This is a genomic window from Kineococcus vitellinus (genome assembly GCF_009906315.1).
Taxonomy (GTDB): Bacteria; Actinomycetota; Actinomycetes; order Actinomycetales; family Kineococcaceae; genus Kineococcus; species Kineococcus vitellinus.
The window spans coordinates 1-11,128 of the sequence record NZ_JAAALL010000143.1 but is presented as its reverse complement, the minus strand read 5'-3'; the positions used below and the strand labels follow the sequence as shown (position 1 = coordinate 11,128).

General features: G+C 74.3%; 11 protein-coding genes and 1 pseudogene. 3 read left to right on the top strand and 9 right to left on the bottom strand.

Annotated elements, in window-relative coordinates:
• From GTQ99_RS13430 to flgB, 7 genes and pseudogenes are all read right to left on the bottom strand, one after another.
• A pseudogene (locus GTQ99_RS13430) lies at positions 1-275 on the bottom strand (EscN/YscN/HrcN family type III secretion system ATPase); the annotation flags it as partial.
• Positions 272-1,024 carry a FliH/SctL family protein gene (locus GTQ99_RS13425; protein ID WP_166616241.1) on the bottom strand — a complete coding sequence of 251 codons (753 nt, stop codon included), beginning with the start codon at positions 1,022-1,024 and terminating at the stop codon, positions 272-274. The gene GTQ99_RS13425 and the pseudogene GTQ99_RS13430, both read right to left, overlap by 4 nt.
• Positions 1,008-2,033, bottom strand: a complete 1,026-nt coding sequence (gene fliG, locus GTQ99_RS13420; RefSeq protein ID WP_166616240.1) for a flagellar motor switch protein FliG — start codon at positions 2,031-2,033, stop codon at positions 1,008-1,010. Before fliG ends, GTQ99_RS13425 begins: the two co-directional genes overlap by 17 nt.
• Before the next feature lie 3 nt (positions 2,034-2,036).
• Positions 2,037-3,644, bottom strand: coding sequence for a flagellar basal-body MS-ring/collar protein FliF (gene fliF, locus GTQ99_RS13415; protein ID WP_166616239.1), 1,608 nt, complete (start codon positions 3,642-3,644; stop codon positions 2,037-2,039).
• The gene (fliE, locus tag GTQ99_RS13410) at positions 3,644-3,985 is read right to left on the bottom strand and encodes a flagellar hook-basal body complex protein FliE (protein ID WP_166616242.1); all 342 of its coding nucleotides are present in this window, start codon (positions 3,983-3,985) and stop codon (positions 3,644-3,646) included. The genes fliF and fliE overlap by 1 nt, the downstream gene beginning before the upstream one ends.
• 107 nt (positions 3,986-4,092) lie before the next feature.
• Positions 4,093-4,488: a flagellar basal body rod protein FlgC gene (flgC, locus tag GTQ99_RS13405; RefSeq protein WP_166616238.1), complete on the bottom strand. Its 396-nt coding sequence runs from the start codon at positions 4,486-4,488 to the stop codon at positions 4,093-4,095.
• A 64-nt stretch (positions 4,489-4,552) separates the two neighbouring features.
• Positions 4,553-4,903: a flagellar basal body rod protein FlgB gene (gene flgB / locus GTQ99_RS13400; protein WP_166616237.1), complete on the bottom strand. Its 351-nt coding sequence runs from the start codon at positions 4,901-4,903 to the stop codon at positions 4,553-4,555.
• A 458-nt stretch (positions 4,904-5,361) separates the two neighbouring features.
• On the opposite strand from flgB, the gene GTQ99_RS13395 reads away from it, so the two are divergent.
• Both GTQ99_RS13395 and GTQ99_RS13390 read left to right on the top strand, forming a co-directional pair.
• A complete protein-coding gene (locus GTQ99_RS13395; protein ID WP_166616236.1) occupies positions 5,362-7,560 on the top strand; it encodes a hypothetical protein in 2,199 nt (732 codons plus the stop codon).
• Positions 7,557-8,138 carry a hypothetical protein gene (locus GTQ99_RS13390; RefSeq protein WP_166616235.1) on the top strand — a complete coding sequence of 194 codons (582 nt, stop codon included), beginning with the start codon at positions 7,557-7,559 and terminating at the stop codon, positions 8,136-8,138. Before GTQ99_RS13395 ends, GTQ99_RS13390 begins: the two co-directional genes overlap by 4 nt.
• Before the next feature lie 139 nt (positions 8,139-8,277).
• Here GTQ99_RS13390 and GTQ99_RS26930 read toward each other — a convergent pair whose 3' ends face one another.
• Entirely contained in the window at positions 8,278-9,207 is a 930-nt protein-coding gene (locus GTQ99_RS26930) for a M48 family metalloprotease (RefSeq protein WP_166616234.1), read from the bottom strand.
• Between the two features lie 9 nt (positions 9,208-9,216).
• Positions 9,217-9,612, bottom strand: a complete 396-nt coding sequence (locus GTQ99_RS13380) for a BlaI/MecI/CopY family transcriptional regulator (protein ID WP_166616233.1) — start codon at positions 9,610-9,612, stop codon at positions 9,217-9,219.
• 121 nt (positions 9,613-9,733) lie between these two features.
• On the opposite strand from GTQ99_RS13380, the gene GTQ99_RS13375 reads away from it, so the two are divergent.
• The coding region (locus GTQ99_RS13375; protein ID WP_166616232.1) for a cytochrome ubiquinol oxidase subunit I at positions 9,734-11,128 on the top strand (1,395 nt) is incomplete at its 3' end.

Below are 11,128 nucleotides of genomic sequence, written 5' to 3'. Positions count from 1 at the left end.
CCGGTCAGGTGGCCCAGCGGCAGGCAGCGCAGCCGCGAGCCCTCCGCGGCGACGACCTCGGCGGGGATGCGGGAGGCGCCCTCGCCCAGCAGCAGGGTCTCCCCCACGGCGGCCTCCAGGCCGCTGACCTCCACCGACAGGCCGACGATGCCGCGCACGCGGCCGCTGACCAGCGGCCGCGCGGCGTCGACGGCGCGCGCGACCTGCGGGGCGAGCAGCTCGCGCACGCCGGCGGCGAGGCGGTCGGAGACGAGGGTGGTGCCGAAGGCGCTCACGCGAGCGCTCCGCTCGCGCCCTCGCCTCCGACGAGGGCCTCCAGGGCCCGCGCGACGCTGGCGCGCAGGCCCGCGTCGACCTCGGTGTCGCCCTGGCGGGCGACCGCGTCGCCCGGGGAGAGGGTCGGGTCCGGCTGGTAGCTCACCAGCTCTGCATCGGACGAGGCGTGCCGACCCTTGAGGCCGTCACCCACGAGGGTGCTCAGGTCGTCCGGGTGCACACGCACCGTGACCGGCTTGTCGCCCTCCAGAGGGCGCAGGGCGCGGCGCACGGCCTCCCCCACGGGGGAGGCCATGAGCGCGACCTCGCGGTCCAGCACGGCGCCGGCGAGGTCGAGGGCGAGCGCCAGCACGCTGTCGGCGAGCGCGCCGATGCTGGGCTCGCGCTCGGCGCGCAGCGCGTCGGCGGCCGCCACGAGCGCCTCCTCGGCGCGGTTGCGGGCCGCGCGGCGCTCCTCGCGGTCGCGGCGGGCCGCCTCGTGGGCGGCCTCGCGCTGGGCCTCCAGCTCGACGGCGGCCTGCTGGGCGGCCTGGCGCATGCCCTGCGCCCAGCCGGCGGCGTAGCCCTCGGTGCGGGCCGCGTCGCGGAGGCGGCGGACCTCCTCGGTGTCCTCGCGCCGGGAGAGGTCCATGCCGGTGAAGGGCCGCGGCGCGGCGCCCGAGGAGGACGCCGGCGCCGCGACGAACACCCGCGGCTCGCGGGAGGGCCGGGTGTCGCCCGGCGTGAAGGCGCTACGCGACGAAGTCATCGTCACCGCCGCGCGTCAGCACGATCTGGCCGGACTCCTCCAGCTGGCGGATGACCTGGACGACCTTCTGCTGCGACTCCTCCACCGCCGACATGCGGACCGGGCCGAGCAGCTCGATCTCGTCGATGAGGTTCTCGCGGGCGCGCTCGGAGACGTTGCGCAGGATCTTGTCGCGCACCGAGTCCTTGACGCCCTTGAGGGCCGTGGCCAGGTCGGCCGTCTCCACACCGCGCAGGACGAGCTGGATCGCGCGGTCGTCGAGGGTGGTGATGTCCTCGAAGACGAACATGAGGGCGCGGATCTCCTCGGCCAGCGGGGCGTCCTTGGCCGTGAGGCCCTCGAGGATGCTGCGCTCGGTGCCGCGGTCGGCGCGGTTGATGATGTCGACCAGGGGCGCGACACCGCCGACGGCGGTGTTCTGCTTGGCCTGCAGCACCGTGGAGGTGCGGCGCTGGACGACGTCCTCGACGAGGCGGACGTACTCCGAGCTCGTCGCCTCCATCGTGGCGATGCGGTAGGCGATGTCGGCCTGCATCTCGGTGCTCAGGCCGCCCAGGATCATCGACGCCTGGTCGGGGCGCAGGTGCGCCACGACCAGGGCGATGGTCTGCGGGTGCTCACCGGTGAGGAAGGTGAGGATCTGCTGGGGGTCGGCCTGGTGCAGGAACTGGAAGGGCTGCACGACCGCGGCCTCGGCCACCCGGCCCAGGACCTCGGCGGCGCCGTCGGCGCCCAGGGCGCCCTCCAGCAGCGACTGCGCGAAGTCCAGCCCACCGAGCCCGCCGCGCAGCGGCGAGGCGATCATGCTGTGGAACTCCTCCAGCACGACGCCGGCGATCTCCGGGGAGACCGAGCGCAGCCGCAGGATCTCCGCGGTCAGCTCCTCGATCTCCGCCGGCCGCAGGTGGGAGAGCACCTTGGCGGCGTTCTCCTGCCCGACCTGCACGAGCAGGACGGCGGCCTTCTGGGCCCCGGTGAGGGGCGCGACCTCGAGCTCGGTGGACGTCACGGGTCAGGACCTCCGATCGGCGAGCCAGCCGCGGAGCAGTTCCGCGACTTCCTCGGGCTGGCGGGACACGAGTTCGACGACCTCGGTGCGGCGGGCGGCCGCCGCCTCCAGGGCCGGGTCGACCGGCGCCGCTTCGAGCGCCACTGGACGTTCGACCACCGGGGGCAGTTCCTTGAGCTGCTCGTCGTCGGCGGTGATGTCGCCGAGCTGGAGGGGGTCGACGTCCAGGACGTCGACCGTCTCCACCTTGCGCCGGCGGAAGGCCAGCAGGATGACGACGAGCATGATCAGGACGAGCAGGCCCAGGGCCGCGGTCTTGGCGTAGCCGATGAGCGTGGACTGCTCCTCGGCCTCCTCGGCCTCCGCCAGGGCGGCGGCGGCCTCCTCGGCGGCGCTGGCGTCGAAGGCCGTCTTGACGACCGAGACGGTGTCACCGCGGCCGGCGTCGATCCCGGCGGCCTGGGTGACGATCTGGGTGATCTGGTTGACGTCGGCGGCACCGGCCGCGGCGGCGTCGACGACGACCGCGACGGACTGGCGCTCCACCTTGCCGGGCGCCTGCTTGGTCGTCTGGTCGGTGCGGTTGATCGAGTTGTTGAGCGTCGAGGACTCCTTGGCGTAGCCGCCGCCCTCGGTGGTGGTCCCGCCGGGCACCTGGATGTTGTCCGGGCCCAGGACGCCGGTGGCCGCCGCTCCCGCGCCGGAGCCCTCGTAGGTCTCCTTGCTGGTGGAGCTGGCGAGCGGGTCGATCTTCTCCGGCTGGGTGTACTGCGTCGAGGTCGTGGTGACGTCGTCGAAGTTCAGCGTCGCGTTGACGGTGGCCTTGACGTTGCCCTCGCCGTAGACGCTCTCCAGCATCGCCTGCAGGTTGCTGCCGGCGGCGGTGTTGTAGTCGCTGGTCTTCTCCTGCTGCGCGGAGCTGCCGGAGGCGTCCGAGGACAGCGTGTTGCCCTCGTCGTCGACGACCGAGACGTTCTTGGGGTCCATGCCCTCGACGCCGCCGGCGACGAGGTTGACGACGCTGGTGACCTGGTCGCCGGACAGCTCCGCACCGGGCTTGAGGCCGACCAGCACCGAGGCGGTGGTCGGGTCCTGCTCGTCGAGGAAGACGTCCTTGGTCGGGATCGCCAGGTTGACGACGGCCGTGTCGACGCCCTTGATGGACTTGATCGTGTTCTCGAGCTCGTCCTGCAGCGCCCGCTGGTACGTCTTCTGCTGCACGAACTCGGAGGTCGTGACGCCCTGCTCGTCGAGCAGGGCGTACCCGGACTCGGAGTCCGAGGGCAGGCCCGCACCGGACATCGCCAGCCGCTCGTCGTAGACGCGGTCCTGCGGAACCGAGATGGTCGTGCCGTTCTCGGTCAGCTCGTAGGGGACGCCGTCGGCCTTCAGCTTCTCCACCATCGCCGACGCGTCGGCGCCGGAGAGGTTGGTGAACATCGGGGTGTACGTCGGCGTGGACGCCCACCGCGAGAACACGATCGCTCCGCCCAGCAGGGCGACGACGACCGCGATGACGACGGCCTTCTGACCGGCCGAGAAGTTCTTGAACCCCGTGACGAAGTTCCTGGCGTTCTCGACGATCGCCGCGGTTCCCTTGGCCTTGGCCATCAGACCTGCATCCTCATGATCTCGTTGAAGGCGTCGACGGCCTTGTTGCGGATGGCGACGGTGAGCTGGGTGGCCAGCTGGGCCTCGTTGCTGGCGATCATGTAGTCGTGGACGTTGGTCAGGTCACCGGTGGCGGCCCGCAGCGCGAGGTCGTCGGCGGTGGACTGCACGCCCTGCAACCTGTCGATGCCGCCGGCCAGCAGGGAGGCGAAGTCGCCGCCCGTGCCGGCGACCGAGGCGGTGCCCGCGGTGCCCGCGGCGCCCTGGACGCCGAGGACCGGGGAGGCCGCGACCGTGCCGTTGGCGGTGGTGCCGGTGGCGGCGCCGATCCCCCGGGTCATCTGCGCGTTGTCCACGTCGCCGATGCCCTGGCCGAAGCCGGTGGCCAGCGTGCCCAGGCTGCTCGCGACGTCGCCGACGCCGCCGATCGATTCGATGCTCACGGCGCTCAGCCCTTCCCGAGCTGCAGCGCGGCCTGGTAGGCGTCCTTGGCCCGGTCGACGACCGTCAGGTTCGCCTGGTAGGCGCGCTGCGCCATCATGAGGCTCGTCATCTGGGTGCTCATGTCGATGTCGGGGTACTTGACGTAGCCCTGCTCGTCGGCCAGCGGGTGCTCCGGCTCGTAGACCATGCGGCCCTCGGTGCTGCCGGTGACGATCCCGGCGACCTGGGTGCCCTTGCCGTCGGCGGCCTCCGTCGCGACCACGTAGCGGGCGGCGAAGGCGTCCTCGTCGGTGCGCTTGGCGGTGTTGATGTTGGCCAGGTTGTCGCTGACGGCGTCCATCCACTTGCGGTTCACGGTGACGCCGGTGCCGGCGATGCCGATCGCGTCGAAGATGCTCATGGTCGTTGCTCCGGGAGTCAGGGGGTCGGGACGGTCGCGGGTCCGGTCGTCGTGGGCCGGGCCGTCACGACGTGCTCATCGCGGTGCGCAGCAACGTGTACTTGCTGTTCAGCGCGGACAGCGCCGTCTGGTAGCTGAGCCCCGTGGAGATGTTGGAGATCGTCTCCTCGTCGAGGTTGACGTTGTTGCCGTCCTCGCGGGTGGGCTCCAGCGACTTGCGGGTCACGGCCCCGGCGGTCGCCGCGGCGCCGACGTCGCCGGAGGCGATGGCGTCCTTCAGCTCGGCCTCGAAGGAGACCTTGTTCGCCAGGTACTTCGGGGTGTTGATGTTCGAGATGTTGTCGGCGATGGCCCGCTGGCGCGCCTGCAAGCCGTTCAACGCGGTGTGCAGCGCGACGCTGGTGAGGTCGGACACGGGCCACCTTCCGTAGGTTCGTCTCTCCCGCCGGCGCGGACCTCATGGTCCGCCCGGCACCCCCACTCCTTCGGCCCACCACCGCGACCTCTTGAGGCCCCGGCGGTGCGCCCCGGCGCCGATCGGCCGTGCGGGGCGGCCGGACCACCCGTTCGGCGCAACGTCCCTGGCCGCGGCCACGCAGCGTGGTGGCGGCCGGCCCAGCCGCACCCCGCCCGTCTTCTAGAGGGACCGGGTGCTGGATCGGCCGTCGGGAGGACCTCCGGCACCGCCCGGACCTCACCCCCGGTGCCCGCCGGCACCCGCACGGGTGAACCGCGACCCGCCCGGCCGGCCCAGCGCGGGCACGCTGCGGCGTTCAAGTCGGCGGCCGCTCGTGCCGAGCATGGAGCCAGCGAACCTCAGCACCACCCGTCAGCCGACCGTCAGCACCGTCTGAGGACAGGACCCCGACGCACATGACTTCTCCGGACGAGAGCACCCCGGGAGCAGCGGCCACCGCCGTCGCGCAGACCACCGACGCCACGGCCGTCACCGGCGCCACGCGCGCCACCGCCGCCCCGGGCGCGGACGGGGAGCTGGCGGCGCTGGCCGCCGAGGCCGCGGCGCTGGCCGCCGAGGAGCCCGCGGCGCACCGCGCGCAGACCCTCGGCGCCTTCGCCACCGCGCTGGGCACCGGCGAGCAGCTGGGCCGCTGGGCCGACAGCGACCTGTTCGAGGTGCTCGACGTCGAGGACGCCACCGCTCCCCTGGTGCAGCGCCGCAGCGTGCTGCGCTCGGGCGCGCTGCGCACGGTCCTCGTCTTCGCCCCCGTCATGGTCACCTGGGTCGGCCTGCTGTTCGCCGGCCGCGCCTACGGGCAGATGAGCGCCGCGGGCGAGGCCGCCGACGGGCAGTCCTTCCTGCAGCTGTGGCTGGACGGCTTCGGCGACCGCACGCACTTCTCCCTGGACCGGGTCGCGGAGCTGGCGGTGCTGCTCATCGCCGCGGCCATCGCCGTGACCGTGGCCACCGACCGCCGCCAGCGCGCCGACGAGGCTGCGGCGCTGGCCGCCGACACCGCCCACCGCCAGCGCCTGCGCGCCTTCGCCGCGCGGGCCACGCTGGCGATGGCCCCGCACCGCAGCAACGCCGCCGAGCAGCTGGGTGCGCACTTCGAGCGCGGGCTGACCGAGCTGGGCCGCCTGGTGGCCGAGACGATCCGCCTGCACGCCGACACCAGCGCCCTGGTGGCCACCGTGCGCACCTCCAGCGAGCAGGCGATCGTCGCCGCCAACGCCGCCAACAGCGGCGGCGCGGACGTCGCCCGGGCGGCCACCGAGCTGCAGGGCGCGGTCACCGAGGCCGTCACCCGCCACGGCGAGCTCATCGCCGCCGACCGCGAGCAGCACACCCGCGCGCTGGCGGAGTCCACCAGCAGCCTCACCTCCGCCCTGGCGCAGGTGCGCGAGGCCAGCGCCGAGGCGCTGCGCGAGGGCCTGCAGGGCCGCGACCGCGTGCTGTCGGCCGTCGAGGGCGTCAGCGCCTCCATCGAGCTGCTGTCCACCAGCACCGCGGAGTCGATGGCCGGGCTCACCGCCTCCGCCGAGGCCATGACCCGCCACAGCGCCGACTTCGGCGAGAAGGTCACCGGCCACGTCGCGGCGCTGTCCACCACCGCCAAGGAGTCGGTGGAGACGATGCACAGCACCGTCGTGCAGAGCGTGCAGGAGGTCACCCGCATGACCGGGGAGGCCTTCAGCGAGCACGTCTCCGCCTCCGCCGAGCAGGCCGCGCACACCATGGAGACCCTGCGCCGCGACGTCGAGCGCACCTCCGCCGCCGCCGAGGACGCCCTGGCCACCGCCAGCCGCACCCTGGCCGAGACCGCCGAGGCCGCCGGGCGCCGCGCCCGCCACGAGGAGCGCCTGGCGGACCTGCTGCAGACCCAGAACGAGGTCATGACCTCCTGGCGCGGCATCGAGGACCGCCTCGTGGAGGCCGCCCGCGACATGCGCGCGGTGCCGCGCTGGATGGACGAGGTCCAGCACCAGCACGCCGACGCGACCGCCCGCGCGCTGGCCAGCGTCGGCGAGAGCCTGCGCGAGGAGGTCTCCGCGACCGTCGCGCAGACGCTGTCGATGGCGCAGGAGGACCACGTGCGCCAGGTCAACCGCGCCTACCGCGACGCCAGCCGGCAGCTGCAGGCCGACCTGACCCACACCGTGGGCGCCGGGCTCACCGACGTCCTGGCCCAGGTCTCCCAGCAGGTCGACCAGCTGCCGCAGCGCCTGGCGGCCGTCACCGCCCGCCAGCAGCGCCCGGCGCCGGCCGCCGCGCCCGCCCCCGAGCGGCGCCCCGAGCGCCCGCTGCAGCGCGCCGAGCGCCCCGTCGAGCGACCCGAGCGCCCCGCCGAGCGACCTGCCGAGCGCGTGGAGCGCCCGGTGCAGCGCACCGAGCGCCCGCTGCAGCGCCCCGCCGAGCACCCGGCCGAGCGGCGCGAGCGCGCCGCGGCCGCCGAGCGCGAGCGCTGGGCCGAGGAGCGCCACGCCGAGCGCCACGCCGAGCGCGCCCCCGAGCGCGCCCCCGAGGCCGAGCCCGAGGAGCAGTTCGTCGTGATGCCGCCGCGCACCCTGCAGACGCTGGCCGCCCGCCGCTACGCCCGGGCGGGCTCGTGAGGCGCGCCCGGCGCGGGGCGCCGCGCGAGGCGGCCGCGGTCGGCCTGGCCGGCTGGGTCTTCGCCGACGCGCTGCTGGCGCTGACGATCATCGGCCTGGCGGCCGGCGGTGCCGTGCACGCGGGCGCCGACGACGCGCGGGTGGACCGCCAGGCCGTCGCGGCGACCCTCGCCCCGGCGCCCGTGCAGACCCCGGAACCGGCCCCGACGCCGGCGCCCACGGTGACGGTCACCGCCCCCTCGGTGCCGGTCCCGGCGCCCGACGGCGTCGCCCAGGCCCCCGTCCTGCTGCAGGTGCCGGTCGACGGCGCCGACGACGAGGCCGTGCGCCGGGCGGTCGCGGCCGCGGTCGGCGACCTGGCCGCCCAGGGCCGGCGCGCGGCGTTCGTGCTGACCTTCGGCACCGCCAGCGACCCCGGGGCCGGCACGGCGCTGGCCCGCCGGGTCAACGCGCAGCTGGACGCGGCGAGCCCCGGCGTCTTCGAGGGCTCGGCCAAGCGCGACTTCTGGCGCGCGGTCAACGCGACCTCCCCGCGCTCCGGCGTGGCCCAGCTGGAGGTCTACCTGCGCCAGCAGTGACCCGCGGCCCCTCCGGTCGTGATCTTCCGCGGTGCACCTGGAGCCAGGCGCCCAGCGCCTGGAGGAAGATCACGACCGGAGGGGCCGTGCTCGTGGACGGGTCCGTGCCCGTGCGGGGCTCCGTGCCCCGGTGCGCCCCTCAGTCGGTCAGGGCGCGGTAGCTGGCCTCCAGCCAGGGCACGGCGACGGCCAGGGTCGGGCCGCCCAGCACGAGCGCGGCGGCGACGTAGGCGGCCAGCGAGAGCCCGCGCGGCGGGGGGCTCTCGGAGAGCCGGCGCACCCGGGCCAGGGCGCCGGAGCCGACGGGCATCTCGGCGGAGGCGTCGGGCTGGCCGGCGAGCGCGACGAGGGCGCGGGCCAGCGGCGCGGAGCCGGTGCGCCGGCGCGCGGAGTCGTCGGCGAGCATCTCCACCAGCAGCCGCACGCTGTCGAGGGCGGCCTGGCTGGAGACGAAGCGCGGGAAGGCGGCGTGCAGCGCCGTGAAGCCCTCGAGGACGAGGTCGTGGCGGGCGCGCAGGTGGGCCCGCTCGTGGGCCAGGACCGCGCGGACCTCCTCGGGGGTCAGCTGCTGCAGGACGGCGTCGGAGACGACGACGCGCGAGCGCACGCCCGGCACGCAGTAGGCCACCCGGCCGGGTCCGGTGAGCACCCGCACGCCCGTCTGGGACAGCAGCGCCTGGTCGACCTCGCCGGTGGACTCCTTGCGGTGCAGCAGGTCCACCATCTCGCGGTGCCGGTTGCGGCGGCGCCGGGTGCGGATGCCGACGAGGGTGGCGACCACCCAGAAGCGGACGGTGACCACGGCCACCAGCGCGGAGCCGAGGCCGATGAGGGTCGTCTGGACGACGCCGTGGCGGGCCAGGAAGGGGAAGCCGGGTTCCTCGGTGAACAGCAGCGACAGCGAGGCCAGCCCGGCGCCGAGGGTGGCCAGGACGGCGCCCAGCGCGATCGCCTGCCACAGGACCAGGGCGGCGCGCGGCACCTGCCAGGTCCAGCGGGCCCGCGCCAGCAGCGCCGGCAGGGGGCCCGCCAGGAGCAGCGCCAGTGCTGCGAACCAGACGGCGGTCACGCGGGGCGGTTACGACGCCGAGGCGGTGTCTCCGCGGTGCTCCCGCGCCACGACGGCGTCGAGGGCCTCGCGCAGCGCCGCGGCCTCGGCGGGTGAGACGCCGCCGATGAAGTGCACGAGGGCCGCCTGGCGGTCGTCGACGGTGGGCACGCCGCCGAGGGCGTCGAGCATGAGGTCGGCGACCATCTGCTCGCGGCTGGCGGCGGGGCTGTAGCGGAAGGCGCGCCCCTCGCGCTCCTGGCGCACGACGTGCTTCTTGGCGAGGCGGTCCAGGACCGTCATGACGGTCGTGTAGGCGATCTTGCGGTGCTCGGCCAGCTGCTCGTGCACCTCGCGGACGGTCAGCGGGGTGCCGGCGGCCCAGAGCCGGTCCATGACGTCGCGTTCGAGTTCTCCCAGTGCCACGAACGGATGTTACGTCAACCACACTCCCGAACGCGACCCGTCGTACTACCGATGGGAGTACTACGATGGGTCGTACTACGACAAGACGTAGTGGAAGGCCCCAGCTCTCCCGGGAGACCCCGTGACCATCGAGGCGCTGACCCGCCTGCAGTTCGCCGTGACGACGCTGTACCACTACCTCTTCGTCCCGCTCTCGATCAGCCTCGCGCTCTTCACCGCCCTGCTGCAGACCGCCTCGCTGGTCGCCGCCCGGCGCCACCCGGACGGCGCAGCGGCCGAGCGCTACGGGCGCCTGTCGCTGCTGACCGGCAAGCTGCTCATGGTCACCTTCGCGGTCGGCGTCGTCACCGGCCTCGTGCAGGAGTTCCAGTTCGGCCTCTCCTGGAGCGCCTTCGCCCGCTTCTACGGCGACGTCTTCGGCCCCACCCTCGCCGTGGAGGGCATGCTCGCCTTCTTCCTGGAGGCCACCTTCATCGGCCTGTGGTGGTTCGGGCGCGACCGGCTGCCGCAGCGGGTGCACCTGGCGACCATCTGGGTCGTCGCCGTCGGCACCGCCATCAGCGCCTTCGTCATCCTCGCCGCCAACTCCTTCATGCAGAACCCGGTGGCGTACGCGATCGACGCGCAGACCGGCCGCGCGAAGCTCGGCAGCTTCGTCGAGCTGCTCACCAACGAGGTCAACCTCGCGGCCTTCCCGCACACCTACGCCGGCGCCGTCATGGCCGGCGGCGCGCTCGTCATGGCCGTCGGCGTCTGGCACCTGCTGCGCGGCGGGCACGCCGAGGGCTCGGCGGACTTCCAGGCCTTCCGCACCCTCTCCCGCTTCGGCGCCTGGGCCACCCTGGCCGGCGGCGCGCTCGTCGCGGTCAGCGGCGACCTGCTCGGCAAGGTCATCACGCAGGTGCAGCCCATGAAGATGGCCGCCGCCGAGGGGCTCTACCGCAGCACGACGGCCGCCCCCTTCTCGGTCTTCTCCTACGCCCCGCCGGGCAGCGACGCCCCCACCTTCTCCCTCGGGGTGCCCGGGTTCCTGTCCTTCCTGGCCAAGGGCTCCTTCAGCGCCGAGGTGCTGGGGCTGAAGGACCTGCAGGACGCCTACAGCGCGCAGTTCGGCCCCGGCGACTACACCCCCTCGATCCCGGTGGCGTTCTGGAGCTTCCGCCTCATGATCGGCGTCGGGATGCTCGCCGTGCTCGTGGCCCTGGTGCACCTGTGGGTGACCCGCAGCAGCCGGCCGCTGTCCATCGACCCCCGCTTGGCCCGCAGCGTCGTCTGGTCGGCCGCGGTGCTGCCGCTGCTGCCGCTGGCCGCGAACTCCTTCGGCTGGATCTTCACCGAGACCGCCCGCCAGCCGTGGCTGGTGTTCGGCCTCTTCAAGACCGCCGACGGCGTCTCCCCCGGCCTGAGCTTCGCCGAGGTCGCCGTCAGCCTGGCCGCCTTCGCCCTCGTCTACGGCGCCCTGGCCTGGGCCTGGACGCTGCTGGTGACCCGGCTGGTGCGCCGCGGCCTGCCCGCC